The sequence below is a fragment of the Oleiphilus messinensis genome (genome assembly GCF_002162375.1).
Taxonomy (GTDB): domain Bacteria; phylum Pseudomonadota; class Gammaproteobacteria; order Pseudomonadales; family Oleiphilaceae; genus Oleiphilus; species Oleiphilus messinensis.
On sequence record NZ_CP021425.1, the window covers coordinates 5545479 to 5568138 of the forward strand.

Consider the following 22660-nt stretch of genomic DNA (forward strand, 5'->3'; position numbering starts at 1 on the left):
CAGGCTGGGAATTTCAACAAGGTTTGCCTAATGACAACGAGCAGCAAAGTCGTCTGGTCCGAAGGTATGTTCCTCCGGCCTCAGCATTTTCAACAACAGGATCGTTTTATTTCCGGTTACGTCGAGGGTCGGGTAAGGGCGACTCGCCCCTTTCACTTCGGTTTTGAAGAACTTGAAGTTGATAACCAGCTCTTGAAATTAGGCAAAGTAGCCGTCAACCGCTGCAAAGCCGTATTACCTGATGGCACCCCCATTCAAGCCCCCGAGATTGATGATGGTATCCAGGCCCGGGATATCGCCCCCGGCACCCGGGAGCAAATTGTATTTCTGGCACTTCCGGTTAAACGCCCCGGCGCGGTTGAAGTTCAAATCGGAGAGGACAATTCCGGCAGCATCACCCGTTACAAAGCCACAGAGCGCCACTTTGTTGACAACGTAACCGGCGAAGGGGACGAAGGCGCCATTCAGGTTGGCCAGCTGCAGCTGAAACTGCTACTGGAAAATGAAGACCGCAGTGGCTACATCACGATGGGGCTGCTGCGTATCAAGGAGTGCCTGGAAGACAAAACCATTACACTGGATGATACGTACATCCCCCCTCTTCTCAACTGCAAAATCAACTCCGTAATTGGCGGCTTTCTGAAAGAGTTTTCGGGTTTGATCAACCACCGGGCAGAAACACTGGCGGCACGAATGAAAGATAGCGGTCGGGCTGGCTCTGCAGAGGCATCGGACTACATGCTCCTGCAAATGCTGAACCGCCTCCAGCCGATGGCAGACTTTTTGAATTACACACCACTGATTCATCCACAAGATCTTTACTTGCAGCTCATTCAGGTCGGCGGCGAAATGGCCACGTTCACCAATCCCGAACGCCGGGCCCCCAACTTCGCAGAATATCGCCATGAAGAGCTGACCGAAACCTATAGTCCGTTGATCACCGAATTACGCCGCAGTTTGAGCACCGTATTGGAGCAGTCCGCGATTGCTCTGGAACTGGCAGAACGCAAATACGGGATCCACGTTTCGCCTATCGCGGATCGCAGACTTCTGGAGAAAGCCACATTTATTCTGGCGATCAAGAGCAATATCAAAAGCGATCAGGTACGTGCAATCTTCCCGACACAAGTCAAGATTGGCCCAGTGGAGCAGATTCGCGAACTCATCAATGCACAATTACCCGGCATTGGACTTCAGGCCCTGCCGGTTGCACCGCGTCAGATTCCATTCCATACCGGCTTTACCTACTTCCAGTTGGACAGAAACAGTGAATACTGGCGCTCCATGCACAAATCGGGTGGTTTTGCATTACACATCGCCGGGGATTTCCCGGGGTTAGAGATGGAGTTTTGGGCAATTCGGGATTAATTCTCAACGCTATTCAAGCGGAAACGGCAGACAGGGACGGCTATTACGTCCAGCCACGATCGGAAAGGATACGTGAGGCAGAGACAATGCGCGAAAACGACTACACTTTCATAAATAAATCGTGTGCAAATAGCAATATGTGGGCAAATAGCAAAATTCGATTAGAGGAGTTAGCAGATGCGCGACAATGACAAAACGATCATTGGCCCGGGATTGGGCCAATCAGGTCGCGGAGATCGGACCTTGGTTGTACCCACTCCCGGGCGCAATCAGCGACAGGCCCCCAAACGCCCAACACCTGGCGGCGATCAGCGCTCCGGGCCTCGCCAATATGCCTCCCAGGGGATGGCACAACAAACATCATCCCCCATTTCACCCTCAGGGGATATGGGCCTGACGAGTAGCGTACAGGGGTTGAATAAAATTGCGGCAGCGGCGAGTGAACTGCTGGCACTGCATGGCCAACTCCGAGGCTTGAATCGCCATGATGACATTACCGGGTTGCGTAACGAACTGATTACCGGTGTCAAATCATTTGAACGAGAGCTTAAAGAAGCGGAAACCGCGAACGAAGTCGTTGTTTCCGCACGGTATGTATTGTGCTCAGCACTCGATGAGGCCATTCTGAATACGCCTTGGGGAGCACAATGTGGTTGGGCGCAACACTCTTTGCTCAGCACCTTCCACAATGAAACCTTTGGTGGTGAAAAGTTCTTCCTGATATTGAATCGATTACTGGAGGCACCTGCCCGGTACATCGATGCATTGGAGTTGCTATACCTTCTGCTGGCTCAGGGCTTCGTCGGAAAATACCGCCTCGACCCAAGAGGACACGCACAGCTGGAGCAGATCAAGGATAACCTTTATCAGACCATCGCCCGACATCGTGGCGAATTCGAGCGGGACCTCTCTCCCCGTTGGCACGGAATTGAATTCAAAAGCAAACGGGTTACCGAGTTTATTCCGTTATGGGTTTATGCCAGTGTCTTTCTTTTCATACTTGTCGGCGTTTACGCAGGCTTTCGCTATTGGCAGGCGCAAACAACCACGCCCGTGGCGCAACAGCTGCTACAAATAGCCCAGACACCGGAAGAAAACGGATCGATAGTAAACAGTGCAATCGACGAAACACGATCCAACTAGACGAAACTCGATCCAGTTAGCCGGAACATAATCCAATTAGATGGAACAGAATCCAATTAATAGGGAGTGCAGCAAATGCGCTTTTTAGCGTTTTTCAAAAACCCGCTTTTCTTAAGTATTCTCGGAATCACCGCATTGTGTCTTGCGGTTTGGTTTGGCGGTGCTTACATCGCGTTCGGCAATCCGCCAACGCCGCTCTCCGCCATGGCCCGTTTGGTCATCATCATGGTCCTCTTGGTTCTCTGGGGCTTGAATAATCTGCGGATTCAGATGAAGCAAAAGAACCAAAGCGACAACCTGATTGAAGACATCAACAAAGAAAGTGCACAGGTTGCACCGGATAACTCGGCTTCTGCGGAAGAGTCGGCTGCACTTCAGGCTCGCTTTAACGAAGCCTTGAGTACCATAAAGACATTACGTTTCGGGGAAAAAGGTAAAAAACGTACAGTCTACGAATTACCCTGGTATCTGGTGATTGGTCCTCCGGGAGCCGGAAAAACAACACTGCTTGCCAATTCCGGCCTGCAATTCCCACTCAAGGAAAAATTCGGACTGAAAGGGATTGGCGGTGTGGGAGGAACCCGAAACTGTGACTGGTGGTTTACCAATGAAGCGGTGATGATCGATACCGCCGGTCGCTATACCACACAGGACAGTGACGCAGAGGTAGACCGCAGCGCCTGGCAGAACTTTCTTAAACTGCTGAAAAAGCACCGCCCCCGAAGAGCCATAAACGGCGTTGTTGTTGCCATTAGTATCAGCGAATTGCTGATGCTGAGCCGAACCGAGCGAACGCAGCACGCAGACACGATCAGAAGCCGGATTCAGGAACTGGTATCCTATTTTGAAATTGAGTTTCCGGTTTATTTCATGATCACCAAATGTGACTTGATCGCCGGCTTCACGGAATACTTCGAAGACCTCGGCCAATCGGACCGGGAACAGGTTTGGGGCATCACCTTCCCGTATGAAGAACAAGCCGCCAACCGCAACTACGCCGATTACTTCTCCAGTGAATTTCTGGCGCTGGCAAAACGCTTGAATGATCGCCTGATTTGGCGCATGCATCACGAACGAGATACCAAAAGACTCGCTAAAATTGAAAATTTTCCGGTTCAGTTCGAGCAACTGAAAGATGTTCTGGACGCATTTGTACAGGAGATCTTTGCGGAAAACCGCTACCAGAAACCACCAGCCCTGCGCGGGGTGTATTTCACCAGCGGCACTCAGGAAGGCTCTCCGATTGATCGTGTTCTTTCTTCCCTGTCCTCTCACTACGGGATCAATGTTCAATCGCTCGCGGCCCCACCAGGCCAGGGTAAAAGCTTTTTTATCAATCGATTGCTGCGGGAAATCATGTTCCCGGAAGCCGGGATTGTCGGACTCAACCGGGGCTTTGAACGCAAGTTAAAAGTTATCCGGGCCATTAGTATTTCATTAATGGCAGTTTTCACCCTTGCAACGATTGGTGTCTGGGCCTCCAGTTTAATCCAGAACAAGCGTCTGATGTCCGAGGTTACAGAGAAGATATCCGAACATGAAACCGCCGTTCAGGCATCGTTTGGTTCCAACTATGACATGGAGAAAGTGGATGCAGTGCTGAAACCGCTGGATGAAGCCACTCAGATTTATACCGAACTGAGTGCCCCCTGGTTATCCAGCCTGGGTATGTACGACGGCAGTGTGCCAGAATCCGCAACCAAAGCGTATTACTCAGGCCTGCAACAGTACTACATTCCGGCACTGGCTTACCGCTTGCAAACCATACTGACAACCACCAAAGATGATGAAGAACTCTACAATGCCCTGAGAGTCTATCTGATGCTGGGGGACAAAAGCCGCCTCGAACCCGAGGCTTTGACCCGCTGGTTCTCCGATGACTGGCTGCAGGAATACCAGGGCAAAGCCGCGCTGCAAGGCGAGCTTAAAGGCTTCCTCGCGGACGCACTGACCCATGGTTACCAACCGATCAACTACAATACCGTCGTCTTGGAACAAGCTCGAAACAAAGCCAGAGAGGTGCCTATTGAACGACGCATCTACAATCAGATTCGGAATCATCCGGAATACTCACGACTAATCGACCTGGAGCTGGAAGTCGGTCGCAGCCTCAAAGCAGCATTTAACGACACGTCTAACGGATCACGCTTGAAAGTACCATTTTTATTCACCAAAGCAGGCTATGACAAGCTGGACCTCTCCAAAGATTCTGACTTGGTTCGCAAGTTTGCCAGTGAGCAATGGGTAGTCGGCACTGAAACAACTGAGGACTTTACCGACAAGGATATTGAGAACATTGCGGAGAAGGTGAAAAAACTGTATCTCGCAGAATACACAGAGACATGGAAATCAGCTCTGACGACTTTGCGAGTTAAAAGCTTCGCCAACATGAACGATGCCCGCAATATCCTCAAAACCCTGACCTCGACGACAGACTCACCATTAGTGCGCTTCCTGAATATCGCGTCAAACCAGACATCCCTGACGCCAAGACTGGCGCAGCTTGCCAGTAAATCCAATGCCGCAAACAGCAATAGCGCTGCGATAGGCGGAGCCGTGGCAGCCCTGCAGGAAAATGCACTGCCACCAACGCAAGTGGACAAGGAATTCAGCAAGCTGCACGATCTAATCGATACCAACGCCTTGGAGAATGTCGTTCGCAAGCTGGAAAGTCTAAGTGAACTGCTTGAGGGTTTTGCTTTATCACCCAGCCAACAGGCTGCCGCATTCGATTTTGCCAAAGGCCGCTTTCAAGGTGCCGGAGACGACCCGATTCGAGGCCTTCTGGTGGAATCCAATCAGTCCCCTAACCCACTCAAGGGTTGGTTAGGTGCCATTGCTGACGAAAGCTGGAAAGTGGTTTTGGGCAACAGTAAAGCACACCTCAACCAGGCGTGGAACAGCCGGGTCTATCAACCCTTCAAAGCCTCTCTGGGCTCGCGCTACCCGTTCTCCGGCGCTTCAGGAGATGTTGCACTGGCTGATTTTACCGAATTCTTCAAACCGGGTGGTATAGAAGAAAGCTTTATCAAAGAATTTCTGACCCCGTTTATCTCGACCTCGAAAAACTGGTCACCCAAGTCACTCAACGGTCGTTCGATTGGTATTTCCGGCGCGGCGCTCACGCAAATCAAACGAGCTGATACCATTCGTAAGGTGTTCTTCCGCAAAGATGCCTCTGCCGCTTCGGTTGACTTCACGCTGACGCCGACCCGAATGGACTCCAGCGTTCGCCGTTTCGAATTGCGCTTCGGCGAAACGCGAGTGCGCTACTCACACGGGCCAAAACTCCCTGTCTCTCTGAGCTGGCCGGGAGAGGGTGACAATTCAATCCGGTTGTTGTTTGAAGATATTAACGAAACACTGCGAGATGCAAACTACACTGGAGATTGGGCGCTGTTCAAAGTACTTGATTCAGCAACGGTCAAGAAAGCCAATCAGGCCAATACCTTCTTCGCAACATTTGATGTGGAAGGTCGGAAAGTTGATTATCAGATCAAGGCCAATAGCTTCCTGAACCCGTTTCAATCATCCTGGATGCGATTGTATTCGTGTCCAACTTCACTTTAACAGGGATAGGTTATGACTGGACTCTTTGGCAAACTTCCTGGTCACGGTGATTTCGTACAGTACAATGTTGCCCCTGACTTTGTTTCAGTTTGGGACAGCTGGCTTCAGCAAGCGTTATTGGCAAGCCAGGAAGAGTTACAAAGCCAGTGGCTGGAACTCTATCTGGTTGGTCCCATCTGGCGCTTTGCACTGTCACCCGGCATTGTTGACCACGAGAACGCCTGGGCAGGTATTATGCTGCCCAGTGTTGACAGCGTGGGACGCTACTACCCACTAACGCTGGTTGCGCAATTGCCGGAAAACACAACGCTCTCTGTGTTCATGAGCCTCGCCAGTGCCTGGTTCACTGAAATCGAGAATGTTGCTGTTGAAGCTTTGGAGCAAGGCTGGAAAGCGGAAGAAATTGCCTACAAGCTCGCCACCCCCTCGGTGGAAGTCATTGAAGCCGGGATGGCTACGGACGTTTGTCAGGACAAAGACTATCAAACCGTAATCCATATTGATAATCCTGAAAGCCGTGTACTGCGCGCTGCCCCTGGAATGAGTGATTTTCTGCTACGGCGCTTGGGCGAACCCTATTGTCTATGGTGGTCTACCGGCAGCCAGGAAGTATCCCCAGTATTGCTGACCACAAATAAACTTCCCCGTCCGGTAAGCTATACTGCAATGTTGACTGGAAAATGGAGTAATTGGTATTGGCGGGAGTTTAATTAGACCACAGCGGAGCCAAAGGTAAATAACAAACCAGGGTCTGCAACAAAACAAGACATTTTTTTAGATTGTAATATAGTTATAATGACGACAAACTTCACCGGTTGCAAAAAAGTAGCCATTTACCAACCACTTGCAAGAAATACAAAATATGGGTGAAACCTCACTTTCATGGAGATCCGTAGCCGTCACAAATGTAGGCAAGGTCCGACAATGCAACGAAGATTCGGTGCTGGACAAACCCGAGGGTGGCTTGTGGGTCGTCGCTGATGGTATGGGTGGCCATGAGGCAGGTGATGTTGCCAGTCAAACAATTGTGCACCGCTTGGGAGAGCTCTCACCCAGAGCCTACATTTCGGATTATGTTGACCAGGTTGAAGACACGCTATTAAAAATCAACCAGGAACTAATCGAATACAGCCAGTCCAACCTCAATGGTCTGACAGTCGGTTCTACTGTGGTCTGTATGTTAGCCCGAGCCAATCTGGGGGTTGTCCTCTGGGTCGGCGATTCTCGTCTGTACCGAATCCGTGGCGATTCACTCGTCCAACTCACGAAAGATCACAGTGAAGTGCAACGTTTGGTCGATGAAGGTGTAATTAGTCAGGAACAAGCAGAAAAGAGCGCATTCCGGAACGTACTAACCCGAGCCATGGGTGCCCATGAACAAGTTGAGATTGATATCAATGCTTTTGATATTCGCAAGGGCGATCGCTTTATCATCTGTTCCGACGGACTCTACAACGAAGTCCCCGAAACAGACTTGGTGGCACTCTGCAGTAACAAGAAAATAGATAAAGCCTCTGAAAAATTAACGGATGCTTGCCTCAAAACTCCGGCAAGAGATAATTTTTCGTTTATAGTTATAGAATCATATTAAATAATTGAATGTTCAGAGTCCGTCATTGTGGCACATGAGATAAATACCGAACTCATACACCTTTGCAACCGATATCACGAAGGCCAACTCTCCTTCGATGCGTATCGGGCTCAGCGGAAAATGGTTCTGGAACGCCTGGAAACAGCACCAACAGCGAATGGGGGTGTCAAAGCCAAGGCGGCATCAGTCCATTCAGCATTTCCCCTCCAGAAAATTCTGATGATTTCGCTGGTTGCGTCTATCACCATCGTTGCGTTGGTACTTTTCGGGTTGGAATTTATATGAGTCGCGCCTAAAGGCTAAAACTTAGAACCTAAAGACAACCACTTAGAGCCTACAGACAATCACTTAGAGCCTACAGGCAGTAGCTTAGAGTCCAAAAGCGCTCTTTAAATTCGACAAGATATTATCACCGGACTTGCCCGCCCGGCGTTGCAACTCATCCGCGAGCTCCATCAAACGCTCAGGAGACCAGCGATACGGCTGGGTATCCAATACGATACGAGCTGCATCCCGTTCATCTCCAGATGCCATCATTCGACTCACAGTGGATACATACTCATTTTCCAGAAGCTGCAATGCTGACTGGATGGCAGGTTGTTCTGGGTCGACCCCGACTGCCTGTTCGACATAATCATATGCTTTGCGCAGTCGCTTACGCTCGTCATCGTAGCTGCCAAACAAACTTGGCTTCTGGAATCCTCTTGCTATTTCCTTGCGCGCAGCATTGATAAAGGTAATCGATTGCTTGTGCTTTTCCTCAGTATCAGCCAACTCGGACCGGAGTGCAGTCAGGGCATCATATTGATCGTGTGTGCTGGCAATAATCGCGATATGTTGCAAAGCTTTAGTAAATTGCCGGTTTCGCATATCTTCCCGTGCCTGCTCCGCTTCATAGTCACTCACCGCTTTCAAACCACTCAACGCTCCACCGTGTTGCGGGTCAACCTTGAGAATTTTTAAATAGGAATCCCTGAGTTGCGCGTTATTCGACGCATTAGCAGGGCGCTTCTCCAGCCGGTTTACGACACTGACCAAGCCTTCGATTTTCCTACCGATTGTCTGCCGATATGACTCGGCTTGGGTCGCAACACCTCCTGCAGTATCGGAGACCTCATTCTGGAGCGATTTGAAGAGCGCGTCTGCATTACTGCCCTTTTGTTCATCAGCCCAGCGAGACAATAGCTCCTGCATGCTGTCAACATACGCCTGCGCCTGAGTGAAATCGTTTCGACTCAATGACCCTTTTACAAACAGGGCATATTTATCTTTTATCGCCTGAATTCCCGCCAATGCCGCGCTGTTTTCAGGTTGCAATCGTAAGGTTTCAAGGTAATAGTTGAGCGCGTTATCGGATTCAGGCTTGGTCAATCGACCATTATTTAATGCATTTTCGGCTTTTTTTACCAAACTGTTGATTTGTCGGTCACGCTCGGCGCTCTCTAACGCTTCTGTCAATTGCACAATCGCAATAGGGTTCGCTCCAATATTACGAGCCTGCTCCAGATAACGCGTTGCCGAACCGTCATCCTTTTTTTGCAACGCAGCATTACCCAGTTCAACCAATTGCCCTACAACCTTGTCCAGACCCGCTTGCGCGATTTTATTTTCGGGCTCCACTTCCAACACCCGCCAATAAAAATACGCGGCGTTACCTTCAGGAGGATCAACCAATTGGCTTGCAGCAAGCGCTTCAGTGGCCGACGTCAGCCAGTTTTTGATTTGTTCGGCCTGTTGTTGCTTTTTTTCAGCATTCAACTTCGCCGCCATATCAACTGTGCTGGGTTCTTGCTCCGCTTGCGACACGCCCATTCTTGCGGAGGAATCCATTAACTTCTTTTTTAATGGGTGATCATCCGCCTCAAAATCCAGCATTTTAGTTGCCGAAACAACTGCCGTACGGGCTTTATCTGATTGCCCCTGTTGCTCAGCCTGCAACGCTTTGGCAAGCAAGGCTTCAGCTACTGCACGAATTCCCGCTCTAGCCTGCTCGTTCTCCGGCTCACTTTCAAGCACCTGTAGAAAATAGCTATAGGCGTTATCCTGGACAGGGGGGATCAACACGCCTTTAGACAACGCGGCGTTACCCTTTTCCAGTAATCGACCACTCTCCCCTTGTTCTTCCGCTTCAATCAGCTGTTTTTGGCGCAATGCATTTACTTTGTTTTGTACTTGTGCCAACTTTTGTTTTGATTCTTGATCCGGCAGATATAAGCCCAGCTTCAAGGCCTGATTCAGGTATTGTGTGGCTTTAGCCAGTTCCTGTTGCGCCAGAGCCGTTTCTATCTCTGCCAGATACACGGTGAAAAGGGCTGCTGACAATTCCCGGGTCTTACTGTTGTTCGGGCTCAGGGTTGCCAACGTCTCAATAAAATAGTGCGCATTGTTCTCGGGCGGCGCATACAAACGCTTCTCCTGCAATGCAGCATTGGCATTCTCCACCAGCTTGTTGAGATCAATGCCACTTTGCACCACCGCTTTGTCCGGGACGTAAGGCGAGGGTTCACGGGAAAACCAGATCGCGAGGATCACACAGAGAATCAGCCCCAGACCACCAAAGACAAAAGCCTTGCTGTTATCCAACAGAAAATCCGTCAGGCGATCCATGGTGCTGGGTGGGGGCGCTACCCGACTGCGAGCACCACCGGTGCGAAGTGCAGATCGCTGACCGGTTCGCTGTGTCGTGCGCTTAATTTGCCCAGAACTTACCGGCTGCATGACCACGGTCTGAGAACCGGCATCGGACAAGCTCATTTCCAGCATTTCCAACGCCTGCACAAACTCGAGGCCGTTTTGATAACGATCCTGTGGGCGTTTTGCCAGGGCTTTATCAAGCATACGCTGGAAGCCTCTGAACTGAGGCGGTAACTGGGGCGGTTTTTGGGTGATGTGCTTAATGCCGATGGTAATCGCGGAATTGCCGGTAAAAGGGACATCACCGGTGAGGAGTTCGTAAAGTATGACCCCCAGACTGTATAGATCCGACCGGTGGTCAATCTCCTCACCTTCTGCCTGCTCGGGGCTCATGTAGTGAGGCGTCCCCACCAGTGTGCCGGTAACGGTCATGTTTGTGGCAGAATCAACCTGGCGGGAAATGCCGAAATCAGAGATTACCGGGCTGTCGTCCTCGCGGAACAGGATATTTTCCGGTTTAATATCGCGGTGAACCAGATTTTTGGTGCCCGCATAATGAATCCCCTGGGCAACCCGCTTCATGATCCGTAATGAATCGATCAGTGACAGGCCTTTCTCGATTTTCTGCTTTAAGTCACCACCGGGCAAGTATTCCATGGCCATGTAGTGCAATTTTCCAACACAGCCAACATCATAAATCGGGACAATGTACTGGTGTGACAAACGGGCAACTGTACGCGCTTCCCGTTCAAAGCGCTTGGCATAACTTTCGTCTCTGGCCAGATTATCCAATAATACTTTCAGCGCTACATGGCGCTCAAACTTCTCTTGTATCGCCAGGTAAACGGTCGCCATCCCACCCTGACCTATTACTTTCTCGATTTTATAACCTGGAATTTCTGGGAAGTTTGTCACAATACGTCCTTGGTGTTTCGTTCAATCGTGTGATTTTAAACGGAGAACTCCGGTTTGGTATAGCCAGATCGCACAGAATTGAGTATTTTCGTGTCAATTTCCCCAATCGACCACGCAAAAACACTCACTACCCCTCTGGCAGACTGCAACTTTCTATTATAGCCGACCGACTATGATAACCAGCAGATTAAGTACATGTTACGGAATACGCAGACTCGTGAAACAAGGCCCGCGTCCAGAGTACTTACGCGAAACCGTATTATCTTATGTAAACACCGTATTAGACCAGTTTTTTTTCAGAGATGACAAACAAGGCGTTACGGCTGGTGGCGAGAGCCTCCACCAGCATCTAAAGTGGGATTAACTTAGAAATACCAATGCAAACCCGCAGTCAAGGTCGTCATTCGCTCTTCAGTTTCGGTTTTCTCGAATAGCGGAACGCCAAACTCATTATCCAGCAACCCTTTCTCATCGTCTGCATCCATATCATATTCCTGGCGTCGAAGATCGATGAAATACCCAGTGGTGTCACTTAACTGTTCCCGCCAGGTAACGCCAAGACTGAGCCCTTTGGAATCCCCCTTAAACACGGAGTCTGCCTCAACCACGCCTTGGAGGTAATTATCTCGGTACTCCCCCTGCATCAATGCGTAAGCGATGCTGAAAGATAAATTCCCAGAACCTAAAGCCACCCCGTAAGAAGCACCAACAAACCAGCCATTTTCTTCATATTCTTGTTTATAAGGCTCCAACCCAAGTATTTCATGATCTTTTGCGAGATTTGAAAAAACGGGTGGTGTACAGGGTATGGACGAGTCATCAGAGAAAACGCACCCTAAATAAAACTGCTGTGAGCCTTCTATATCATCTACATAACCGGGCTCAGGGGTAAGTTCAGTCTGACCTCTCATGTATCCGCCAAAGATGTTCAAATTATCAACAATATTGTAACCCACGGTCAAACTGATATCGCTCCGGTCTACATCCGTTGGACCATTAGTGAATCCAACAGTCGAATCTGTCTGCGTTTCTGTAACATTACTATCATATTTCAGCGTTACGAACATGCCGCTGTAATAACCGGTAAGCGAGGCGCTAAGGGTAGGAATTTGCGCTTCAAATCCGCCCGTATAATCCTCATTCAAGCGCTCTCTGGTGCCTGAGCCATCACTCGGTTTAAAGCCAAACTTTATCTTCTGATCAAAATCCAGATTCTTATACTGGACTGCTAATTGCGGGATAATGGTGATATTTTGTGCTGATACGGCTTGGGAGCCGATTAGCATACACAGTGAAGTTGTCGTTATCAGCGTCGTTTTTTTCATTGGGGCGCTCCTTGTCATCGTTGAGGAGATTAGCGTTTGGTGAGGTTGTGTAACAGGAAGTTTAGCACTTCGTCAGACTGGCGCAGGCTTGGGAGGATTCTGGATGGCTTCGTAACCTGATTTTAGAATCCACCCAGCGCTTTCGGGACCGAACGTTTGGCCGCCTCTTCCTTTAAAATCACTAACTGTTGCGACAAATTATCCACCGCACGATCACCGCTCCAATTGTATCCACGGGTATCGTTGATGAATGATTGAGCATCGTCAAATTTATCTTCACGCATCAGCATGGAAATAATCACGGTGTATTTTTCTTCCAGCCGCTTTAACGTCAAATCGACCTGGGGATTGCGTGCATCCATTCTTCGCGCTTCGTCTATTGTTCGATAAGCATTGCTTAAGCGCGAGCGCGGCTCTGCATTATTTGCGAAGGCGCCGGGTGTTTCATAGCGTAAATCAATCAATTTTTGCGCTTCAGTCAACAGTTGACTGATTTGTGCCCCCTTGCTCTTCGCTTGCGCCAGTTCGCGCTGCAGACTATCAAGATCAGCAAAATTCGAGTGGTATTTTGCAATCGCTGAGATATGCTTCTCGGCTTCGTTGAGATTACGGGAACGCAAAGCCGCACGGGCCTTATCCGCCTCATACTGACTCGTGTTATTTAACCCTGAAGATGCTTTCGCGTTCGCACCGGACTTCAAGACCGTTGCATAAATCTCCGCCAGCCTGCGGTTACGGCTGTCGTTTCGTCCGGTCGCTTCCAGTGATCCGGCTTCACTCATCAACTTCGCGATCTGTTCAGCCTGTTTCTTGCGAGCCTCTGCCAGACGTTTTTCTTCCAGGGCTTTCTCTCTCGCTTGTTGTTCCGCTCTAATCTTCGCCAGGCGAGCCTGTTCGTTATCGTATTTTGCTTTTTTATCGGCAATTTCCGATTGCAATGTAATAATATCAGGACTGTCCGCCTGCACGAGCTTGAGCGACTCCATATATTCCTGAGCTTTCTTGAACTCATTGCGTTTTACGGCACTATTAATGAATACCCGATACTTGTCTGCAATGGCTGAAAGACCTTTCTGTGCCCTTGCGTTATTAGGCGCAATACTAAGTGCTTCGGTGAAATAGGCTAACGCGTTATCCCCCTCAGGGCGTGAGAGTCGGCCACGGGAAAGTGCTTGCTCACCTTTGGACAACAACCCATCCAGCTCATACTTGACGCGCGCATCACTCAGCATGCGCTCGGTTGTCGCGATCTCAACTTCTGAGCGGGTAATATTTCTCGCGACATCCAGGAATCGGGAGGCTTCTTTGAACTGCTTTTTGTCGATCGCGTTTTTACTGAGCTCGATATAACGCATCCCAACGTTTTCACGACCCCGCTGTGCTTCGATATTATTGGGGTCTATAGCCAACACCTGATCATAATAAAACAGCGCATTGTTTTTTTCCGGCGAACTCAGACGGTTACTGCGAATTGCTTTTTCCGCAGCAGCGAGCCAGGCATTTAATTTCGCCTGCCCTCTGGCCTCTTCAAGCAATCGAATAGTGCGACTGACCTCGATATTCGAGGAGACGACTTCCCGAGCCTCGACAATCAAGCGCTCCGCATCCTCATACTTACCCCGCTGAATCAGTTCATTGGCATTTTGCAAAATACTCAGACCTACTTTTTCCTTACCTTGCAATGCCGCGATATTGGCAGGTTCTTGGGCCAAAACTTTTTCGTAATAGTAAATCGCGCTGTTATCTGCGGGCTTGGTAAAACGCCCTGCTTCAGTGGCCGCTTTTGCCTGACTCAACCAACCGTTGATCTGCTCACGCTGTCGCTTCAATTCAGCTTCCCGTGCCAAACGGGCCTGCTCACGCTCGGCAACTTTGTCGTTCTCCGCCTCCAGTACGCGGCGAGCTTCCTCTTCTTCTTTCGTTTCAACGAGTGCCTGTACTTCCGTGATTGCTGGCAGGTCACTTTTGACATGCACCGCTGCCGCAACAAAAACCTTGGCCAAACCAAACTCTTTTTCGCTGACCTTATCTTTCGCCATCGCAAGGAAACGTTCAGCGATTTGCACAATCCCCGCCTGGGCCACTTGGTTATCGGGGTCTTCAAGCAGCACTTGCTGGTATAAATCGTAAGCATTTCGCTCGCTTGGCGCAGTCAAAGCACCATCATCAAATGCGGCTTTTGCCTGCACCAGCAAGTCCGCAATAACCTTTTCTTTCTCCTTGGAAATCAGTGCCTTTTGTCTGAGGCTGACCAGATTTTTATGGTGCTCTGTGTAGTTCGCAAGCAACGCTTGATCGTTGATATAAAACGAGATCTGGGAAGCCTGATTCAGATATTCAAACGCACCTTCCAGATTTGAAACTGCGAGCGCGGCTTTGGACTCTTCGAGGTACACCGAGAACAATCGCGAAATGGCTTTGCGACCTTCCGCATTTTGAGGTGACAATGCCAGCAGTGTTGTCAGGTAATACTGGGCATTTTCATTAACAGGTTTAAAATAACGCTTTTCAAGAATGGCTTGATCCGCCTGGGTGAGCAATGCTTTGTACTTTCGCTCAAGTGCAGGATCGACAGGTCGTTCAGGTAACTCGGGGATATCAGGTCCAGGGACAAATACATCCGCCTGCCAGAGCGCGACAGCGACACCGAAAACCAGCGCAGCACTTCCGCCCAGCAAAAAGCGAATTCGTTTTTCCCGTTTTTTGGCTTCATCCCTTGAGCGTCGATACACAACACTGCGTGCCGCAGAGGTGCGTGAACGCCCGGTCTGGCGGCTACGACGCGCAGCCGAGGTCGTACCTTTGGAACTTTTACGAACATCGGTGGCCGACATGACAACTGTACTGCCACCAGCATCCGACAGATTAAACTCAATATCTTCCAGTGCCCGAATAAACTCTTCTCCGGACTGGAAACGATCATCAGGGGATTTCGCCAAAGCCTGATCGATAAAACGCTGAAAACCCGCAACATCTTGAGGCAACAGTTCCGGATCTTCGGTAATGTGTTTGATGCCAATCGCGACGGCCGAGTCTCCGGTAAACGGAACATGACCGGTCAGCATTTCATACACAATGATGCCAAGACTATACAGGTCACAGCGGGGATCAACCTCCAACCCTTCAGCCTGTTCCGGGCTCATATAATGAGGGGTGCCGATTACCGCGCCAGTCATGGTCATATTGGTTTTGGAATCCATGTTGCGTGCGATCCCAAAATCCGAAATGACCGGACTGCCATCTTCCCGGAACAGAATATTTTCCGGTTTGATATCCCGGTGTACCAGACCTTTCGACCCGGCATAGTGCAAGCCTGCAGCAATCGCTTTGGTAATATCTATGGAATCAAAAAGAGACAGGCCGGCCCGCATCTTCTGTTTGAGGTCGCCCCCTGAGAGATGCTCCATGGCAATATAGTGATAATTGCCAATCGCGCCAACATCGAACACCGGCACAATGCTTTGATGTGAGAGGCGCGCCACCATTTTCGCTTCGCGCAGGAAGCGCTTGGCAAAGGACTCGTCCTGAACCAGATGCTGAGCCATTACCTTCAAGGCAACGTGACGACCGAAGGACTCCTGCGTGGCAAGGTAAACACTGGCCATACCGCCTTGGCCAATCATTTTTTCGATGGTGTACCCGGGTATCGATGGAAATTCCAATTCTCTGCTTCCTGTTATCCCTATCTAGAGTACCTGACCGGTACAACTTGCCATACAGCATAGTGTACTGCTTTTTAAAAACGATGACATGGGCAATTTGACATAGAATACAGTAGCAGCATTTCTCATCTTTAACTCACAGTCCCCAGAATAACCTTACGTTATAAGCCTGATACCTCGACACTCCAGTAAGTTTAGACCCTTTGCCTGAAGTGCGTAAGCAATGCCGGAAATAATTATGTGTGAACGGCAGCTCAACCTTGGGGTAAAACTGAAAATCGTGCCTCGGCATAACGGATTTTTTGCGGCTCATCAACCACAATGACGCGCCAGTCTCCCAGCATGTATTGATCGATGAATTTGCTTGACGATGCTTTGTACCGCTCGCCACCGACAGGAATGCGAACAGTCGCCATCAGCTTGTCGTCCCGATACCACTTATGAATGAGCGTTTCACCTTGAAGGCCTTTCATATCGGTATAGAGGTAGACCCGTATAATGCCTTCACTGCCCATGGGAATGACGCGTCCTAATGCCTGCTCCGGCATTTTTTCCGCATTCAGGGTATGAGTCAATTGCGCATCGACAATTTGGGGCATAAGTGTTTTAACCGGATTGCCTGGAGCGTTAAGCCCATTGGATTGCGAAGCAGGAAGCCCCGCTGCAGGTGGCTGTTGATTCAACTCAGGAAGGCTACGCGCACCGCCTGACGCAAACGGGTTAGAAGCGCCTGATTGCGGCAACACTTCTGCCGATTTCGTTTTGTGTCCTGCGTCTGGCCTATTCTCTACGTTAGATTTGTGCACAACGTTAGATTTGTGTTCAACATTCGGTTTGTTGTCTACCTGAGAAATTACGACGGGTTGGGAGGCTATTGAGTCAAATCCCGCTTTGCCAGGCACAGTATTGACCTGCAGGCTATTCTGTGCGAGTTGACTATCTTGTGCCGGGTGAACTGTACTGGCCAGTTCACCAGCCACAACCTCCTGCTCACTTGTCAAGGCATTCCAGATTCCTGCCAATAGCGCAATCAGCAGAACCAGACCGAATAGTGCAACCCCCACAATTCTACCCCATAATATTTGATCCTCTTCATATTTGGAGTAGTCTAAATCGTCAGGCAAGCCGTTGAGGTTATTTATTTTGATAACGAGTTTTGCCATGGTTTAATCCTGGTTACTCTTTTTTAACACAAGCTCGATTACAAGCTTTAATTCCAACTTAATTTGATGTCCTTTCAATCCCCTCGCCTATTGTTCAGAGTTGGCCGTATTTTACAAGTCTGTAATATAAATAAAGCGCAGATTGTTCAGGATTTGCAGTTAAGCCGTATCCACCCGAACAATTTCTGCGCTTCTAAATGCGTGAGAATATAATGTGCCGATAACTCAGGAGGTCGCACCGGATTGCATCAGCAACATTTCCAGATCCCCGAACCCTTTCTCCCGGGCAATTTGTAGGGCGGAACGCCCAGCGTCATCGATATAATTTACGTCTGCACCGGCATTGATCAATACCTGGGCAATCAACAGATCATTATTGTTTACAATATGCATTAAAAGCGACTCACCACGGGGGGCTGTGTTGACATTCGCTCCCACTTTGAGCAGTGCCTTTACGGTCGTAAGGTGGCCTTCATATGCTGCGCGCGATAATGCAGAGTCACCGTTCGTGTCCAGATAGTTAACATCCGATCCTGCGGCCAGCAACCACTTCACCAATTGGGTTTCGCCTTTCTCGGCCATCTTCATCAGCAGAGACTCGCCGCCTTTTTTAACACCAAGATTGGGATCAGCACCGATACTCAGTAAATATTGCGCCGCACCGATACGATTCTGATTCAAGGCCCAGGACAACGCTGTGCCCTGCGGTGTTTCAACATTGACTCCATGGCCAGATTCAATCAGTTTTTTAATTTGTTCGATGTCGCCATTCGATGCCGCCTGCATCATGAGTGTCGGTGCGTCGGCGCTGGCCTGTTGCAGTATTGGAGAGACGTTCTGGGTCTGAGTTGGCGTGGATTCACACCCGGTCAATGCTATGGCTCCGACCATAACGCCAACCGCTAATAATTTGCTTTGGTTCATCACCCAATTCCTTGGTTCACTGAAAAATTCTATTGTGTTCGGCATAATTTCAATTCCTAGGTCTGAAAACAGATTACATACCCGGACCTAAAGTGGGAATCAGTATCCATTCCCACCGGTTATAGTTGTAATTTTTTAAGCAGCACGATCACCCCGGAACCCGCCCGGGTGATCATTACTAATTTTTAATCAAATTCACATCACTTAAAAGTGAAAGCTTCACATAACCTGCAAACTTTCCGAATTGACTTATTTATTCTTTTTGATTGCTGTAACAATTCGCTCGATACGAGCATCGTTAGAAGGGTGAGAACTCAGGAATCCACCACCTGAACCATAGTTTTTCTGAAGCGTTTCGATCGCGCGCTTCATGGCATAAGGATCCTTGCCCAATGCGTTCAGCAATCGAACCGCATATTCATCCGACTCCAACTCATCGGATTGCGAAAATTGCGCATTGACCGCTTTATAAGCGATTTGCCCTAATTGAGAATTGGTTAACGAGGCAATGTAACCACTCGTCGAAGCCGCGGCTTGAAAGGCCGAGCTGGTTAACAATTGTTCGCGCATTTGCTTGAAGCTGTGTCGTAACTTAACATGGCCAATTTCATGCCCGATAACCGCCAGAACCTGATCATCCGGCATGGCATCCAACAGCGCTGAGTGCACCCGCACCGTACCATCCGCCATGGCAAATGCATTAATGCTATCGGCTTGGTAGACCTTGAAATTCAGAGCCAACCCATCGTAATGCTCCAATCCCTTCACAATTTTGGCCAAGCGCTGCATATAGGCGTTGTTCGCTGGCACGACGTTACTCTCGGCATCCAGCTGGGCTGCGGCTTTGGTAGCCGTCAATTTTACTTCATCTTCACTCAAGGTCGCGGCCTGAGCCACGCCGGCCCCAACACTTACTGCCTGATTCAGATCAAAACTGCCATCCGTTGCGCAACCAGACACAAACGCCGAAGCCAGAACCAGGGGAAGTAATTTTTTTACCTGCATAGAGAAATACCTTTCTGAATTTTGGAGGTTGAGAACCATCAGGAGCCACTCGCTCACGAACATGAGCCCTCCCGCTCGGCCATTCTAGCAAACCGCGTTTACACTGCACTACTCATTTTAGCCGGGCCACGATTCGGCGTGTCGGTCTGGATAAAAACGTCGCTCTGGACAAAAAATCAAGTCTGGGTCTGAGCATTAGGTCGCGATTTCGCTTTTCTGCCCGAAGCGGATGTTCGCCGCTTATTCCAGCGAGAGGTCTGCTTTGGCCCGGATACCCCACGGAGGGATTCAGGTAAATGTTGCACCGCCTGACCAATCAAATCCGCTAATGAAACCTGTAATGGGCCCATAAACTGGTCATACTTTAATGATCGCTGGCTGATTTCGTTTAATTGAGCTTCCCAATGGGCCGTCATATCCGGCAGTGTTGCCTGGGCCGGCAGACTTGCAATCAAGCCACGACCCACCGGTGTCGCCAGTATTTTTTTGCCCTCCCGTTTGAGGAATCCACGCTTGAATAGCAATTCGATTATTCCCGCCCGGGTTGCTTCGGTTCCAAGCCCATCGGTTTCCTTCAATATTTTGCGAATCTCAATGGCCTTCACAAAACGAGATATCCCGGTCATTGCCGCCAGCAATGTCGCATCGGTAAAGTGAGCCGGTGGTTGCGTCTGTTTTTCCAGTAATACACCCCGTTGACAATGCAGCGATTGATCCGGTTTTAACGGTGGCAGGGTTGTTGTATGAGCGAGATGTGCCTTTTTATCAGAGAGGTCTCTGGCTAGCTTTGCATCCAGACAATTCGCAACGTCTTTCCAGCCCATCGCAATGGGTGTTTGTGCTGAAGCGATAAACAGTCCACCGCTAATCCGAATTTCGGCCCGGGTATCCTGATATCGGTATGCGGGATAAAACTGGAGCAAATAGTGGCGGCAGACCAAACCATAGATTTTGACCTCTGTCTCGGACAACGATGTGCTCGACGTTTTTTTTGCCGTGGGAATGATTGCATGATGTGCCTCGACTTTGCGATCATTCCAGGCCTTATTCTTCAAGTCGAACCGGGCATTATCAACCACTGCCTGAAACACCGGCATATTGCTGGCCACCGCCGCAGCCACCGAACCCGCCGCAGCATGATGCCCTTCTGGCAGGTAACGGCAATCGGAGCGGGGATACGTGATCAACTTATGCTTTTCATAAAGCGCCTGACAGCTGTCCAGGACACGCTGGGCATTGAGCCCGTATCGTTTTGCCGCATCAATTTGCAAGGCAGATAGATTATAAGGCAAGGGGGGCTCGGTCTTACGGGGTTTGGATTCAACCTTTTCCACCACCCCAGGCTGACCGGAAATGCGACGTACCACATTTTCTGCAAGGGATTTTGACAACACACGTCCAGCTTCATCCATATAAGGCTGGCAGGCTTCACTAGGGCTCCATTTGGCGCGAAACATTTCACCTGATTCCGTCTCCAACTCGGCCAGCACGTCATAAAAAGGCTTGGAAACAAATGCTTCAATCTCTTGGTCCCGACGCACCACCAGCCCCAACACCGGCGTTTGTACGCGACCAACTGACAGCACACCTTGATATCCCACTTTTTGCCCCTGCAGGGTATAGATACGCGTCATGTTTATGCCGTACAGCCAATCGGCCCGAGCACGGGCCAGAGCCGATGTCGACAACGGTATAAACTGCTGATTATCCCGCAAACTGGCGAGAGAGCGGCGCACAGCCGGTGGATTCAGGTCACTTATCAAACACCGCTGAATGCGTAAACCCTGTGTTTGTCCACCCAACACATAATGGATCACCTCATCCACCAGCAGTTGTCCCTCACGATCCGGATCACCAGCATGCACCACGACCGAGGCTTGAGCCATGAGCTTTTTCAATACAGTCAACTGTTTCCGGGTTTGTGATTTGGGCTTCAGTTGCCATTCGGAAGGGATAATCGGCAAGTCCTGAGCTTGCCATTTTTTGTAGGCAGGGTCGTAATCTTCCGGCTCGGCTTGCTCGAGCAGGTGGCCGATACACCAACTCACACAAATCTGATCACCGGATAGAATATAACCGTCTTTCCGGGTCAATGGCTTGGGCAACACGTCGGCAATCGCCCGCCCCAGACTGGGTTTTTCTGCAATATAGAGGGTTTGAAAGCTCAAGATTTTGAATTATCCCAATTCTTGTTAAGAAACACTGTATAAAATACTGTTTATCAATAGACTGAGTCAAACACTTTACGCCATCCAGAATAAGACAAATTGAGCTTTAAATCATTTGTTACAAAAAAACATGCTTATTTATTAGCCAAAACGATAAAATGAATTGGGAAAGGGCACCGAGACCAGAACACTCCAGTTTGCCCTGAATGCGATTCATTGTTTTATCTTTGGGGGAGCAAACAGTGACAGCCGATCAAAAAAACAGTCCACTAAACCTGGCCGATACACAAAATGGTGTTGACGCAGTCAAATCCATAGAAGAACGCCGCAGCGCACTTGAGGAGATCGCCAGGCTCATTCTCAATTTCCAGCGTCTTGCAGCCAGTCTCAACAACATCATCGCGATTTCCAGCAATGACAGCCTGTCCGAGAAGGCTTTTGAGCTGCTTGATAGTCTGGATGAAAAACAACGCGCCTTATCCTCTGACGATGTCGAATTCAGACTGGAGACATTGGAAAACAAAATCAGGGATGACGTGTACTATTTTATCAACCTGAAACATGATGCCGAGCCCTATATTGCAAAGGATATCCCCCCCGATGACGTGCTGTCTCATCAGCGGGTTGAGGAGTTCAAACGACGGGTGAAGCTGGTATTGGCTTACCGGGTACTGCTCTGTGAACGTGGCGAACAGGTTCAGGGTTTCGAAATTGACATTCCCGTCAATACCTTAAAGAACTATATCAGCAAGTTGCGCATTCAAGAGCGTATCTACAAAGCCAAACTGCTCAAGGATATGAAAGAGTTGCAAATCGAATTAAAAGGTTTGATCAAATCCTATTCCCGAATACCAGACCTCAAAGACAGACTGTCCAGCATGCTGACCGGGGTCGAATGTAACATCAATCATATCGAATCAGGCAAATCAGTTGCCTCTCTGCCCATGGCCTTTGACCGCATCGATTTAAACCAAACCGCAGAAGAGCCCGAAGAAGTCCCCCTGCCAGTACCGGAAGTTACTGAGGATGAGACGTCAGAAAGCAACCGGAAACACGGCCTGCTCGACAGCGTCAATGAATGGCTGAACTCCCCGATGGACGTGAAATGGAAAGACGTCCGGAAACAACAAAAAGGGCAGTAATTGTGCATTAACGCTCAAAGGATATTGTGCTACAGTGCCGACCCACACGC

Annotated in this window: 14 protein-coding genes; 7 read left to right on the top strand and 7 right to left on the bottom strand. The window is 49.5% G+C overall.

The window, feature by feature from the left end; genetic code table 11:
- Nucleotides 1-30 precede the first annotated feature (30 nt).
- The 6 genes from tssK to OLMES_RS24085 all read left to right on the top strand — a co-directional run bounded on the left by tssK (nucleotide 31) and on the right by OLMES_RS24085 (nucleotide 7957).
- On the top strand, nucleotides 31-1368 hold the full coding sequence (tssK, locus tag OLMES_RS24060) for a type VI secretion system baseplate subunit TssK (RefSeq protein WP_087463587.1): 1338 nt from the start codon (nucleotides 31-33) through the stop codon (nucleotides 1366-1368).
- A 177-nt stretch (nucleotides 1369-1545) separates the two neighbouring features.
- A complete protein-coding gene (gene icmH, locus OLMES_RS24065; protein WP_087463588.1) occupies nucleotides 1546-2511 on the top strand; it encodes a type IVB secretion system protein IcmH/DotU in 966 nt (321 codons plus the stop codon).
- 75 nt (nucleotides 2512-2586) lie between these two features.
- Nucleotides 2587-6081 carry a type VI secretion system membrane subunit TssM gene (gene tssM, locus OLMES_RS24070; protein ID WP_087463589.1) on the top strand — a complete coding sequence of 1165 codons (3495 nt, stop codon included), beginning with the start codon at nucleotides 2587-2589 and terminating at the stop codon, nucleotides 6079-6081.
- 12 nt (nucleotides 6082-6093) lie between these two features.
- Complete coding sequence (tagF, locus tag OLMES_RS24075; RefSeq protein WP_087463590.1) at nucleotides 6094-6795, top strand: type VI secretion system-associated protein TagF; 702 nt, start codon at nucleotides 6094-6096, stop codon at nucleotides 6793-6795.
- A gap of 148 nt (nucleotides 6796-6943) precedes the next feature.
- A complete protein-coding gene (locus tag OLMES_RS24080; protein ID WP_087463591.1) occupies nucleotides 6944-7672 on the top strand; it encodes a PP2C family protein-serine/threonine phosphatase in 729 nt (242 codons plus the stop codon).
- Nucleotides 7673-7699: 27 nt separating this feature from the next.
- Entirely contained in the window at nucleotides 7700-7957 is a 258-nt protein-coding gene (locus OLMES_RS24085; protein WP_087463592.1) for a hypothetical protein, read from the top strand.
- Nucleotides 7958-8041: 84 nt separating this feature from the next.
- Here the strand turns inward: OLMES_RS24085 and OLMES_RS24090 are convergent, their stop codons facing one another.
- From OLMES_RS24090 to OLMES_RS24120, 7 genes are all read right to left on the bottom strand, one after another.
- Nucleotides 8042-11221, bottom strand: coding sequence for a serine/threonine-protein kinase (locus tag OLMES_RS24090; protein WP_157678530.1), 3180 nt, complete (start codon nucleotides 11219-11221; stop codon nucleotides 8042-8044).
- Nucleotides 11222-11586: 365 nt separating this feature from the next.
- Complete coding sequence (locus tag OLMES_RS24095; protein WP_087463594.1) at nucleotides 11587-12546, bottom strand: hypothetical protein; 960 nt, start codon at nucleotides 12544-12546, stop codon at nucleotides 11587-11589.
- Nucleotides 12547-12668: 122 nt separating this feature from the next.
- Nucleotides 12669-16208, bottom strand: a complete 3540-nt coding sequence (locus OLMES_RS24100; RefSeq protein ID WP_087463595.1) for a serine/threonine protein kinase — start codon at nucleotides 16206-16208, stop codon at nucleotides 12669-12671.
- Nucleotides 16209-16462: 254 nt separating this feature from the next.
- Nucleotides 16463-17371 carry a DUF2914 domain-containing protein gene (locus OLMES_RS24105; protein WP_087463596.1) on the bottom strand — a complete coding sequence of 303 codons (909 nt, stop codon included), beginning with the start codon at nucleotides 17369-17371 and terminating at the stop codon, nucleotides 16463-16465.
- 225 nt (nucleotides 17372-17596) lie between these two features.
- Nucleotides 17597-18295 (bottom strand): ankyrin repeat domain-containing protein, encoded by a 699-nt coding sequence (locus tag OLMES_RS24110; protein WP_157678533.1) that lies wholly within the window; start codon nucleotides 18293-18295, stop codon nucleotides 17597-17599.
- Nucleotides 18296-18544: 249 nt separating this feature from the next.
- Entirely contained in the window at nucleotides 18545-19300 is a 756-nt protein-coding gene (locus OLMES_RS24115) for a M48 family metallopeptidase (RefSeq protein WP_087463598.1), read from the bottom strand.
- A gap of 176 nt (nucleotides 19301-19476) precedes the next feature.
- A complete protein-coding gene (locus OLMES_RS24120; RefSeq protein WP_087463599.1) occupies nucleotides 19477-21468 on the bottom strand; it encodes a DNA topoisomerase III in 1992 nt (663 codons plus the stop codon).
- 242 nt (nucleotides 21469-21710) lie between these two features.
- Here OLMES_RS24120 and OLMES_RS24125 point away from each other — a divergent pair, with 242 nt between their 5' ends.
- Nucleotides 21711-22610, top strand: coding sequence for a hypothetical protein (locus tag OLMES_RS24125; RefSeq protein ID WP_157678536.1), 900 nt, complete (start codon nucleotides 21711-21713; stop codon nucleotides 22608-22610).
- Nucleotides 22611-22660 lie beyond the last annotated feature (50 nt).

Excerpts from the sequence above, each read along its gene's own strand:
- icmH (WP_087463588.1), top strand. The coding sequence starts at position 1,546 with ATGCGCGACAATGACAAAACGATCATTGGCCCGGGATTGGGCCAATCA.
- OLMES_RS24095 (WP_087463594.1), bottom strand. The coding sequence starts at position 12,546 with ATGAAAAAAACGACGCTGATAACGACAACTTCACTGTGTATGCTAATC.
- OLMES_RS24105 (WP_087463596.1), bottom strand. The coding sequence starts at position 17,371 with ATGGCAAAACTCGTTATCAAAATAAATAACCTCAACGGCTTGCCTGAC.
- OLMES_RS24080 (WP_087463591.1), top strand. The coding sequence starts at position 6,944 with ATGGGTGAAACCTCACTTTCATGGAGATCCGTAGCCGTCACAAATGTA.
- tssM (WP_087463589.1), top strand. The coding sequence starts at position 2,587 with ATGCGCTTTTTAGCGTTTTTCAAAAACCCGCTTTTCTTAAGTATTCTC.
- tagF (WP_087463590.1), top strand. The coding sequence starts at position 6,094 with ATGACTGGACTCTTTGGCAAACTTCCTGGTCACGGTGATTTCGTACAG.
- OLMES_RS24110 (WP_157678533.1), bottom strand. The coding sequence starts at position 18,295 with ATGAACCAAAGCAAATTATTAGCGGTTGGCGTTATGGTCGGAGCCATA.
- OLMES_RS24115 (WP_087463598.1), bottom strand. The coding sequence starts at position 19,300 with ATGCAGGTAAAAAAATTACTTCCCCTGGTTCTGGCTTCGGCGTTTGTG.
- tssK (WP_087463587.1), top strand. The coding sequence starts at position 31 with ATGACAACGAGCAGCAAAGTCGTCTGGTCCGAAGGTATGTTCCTCCGG.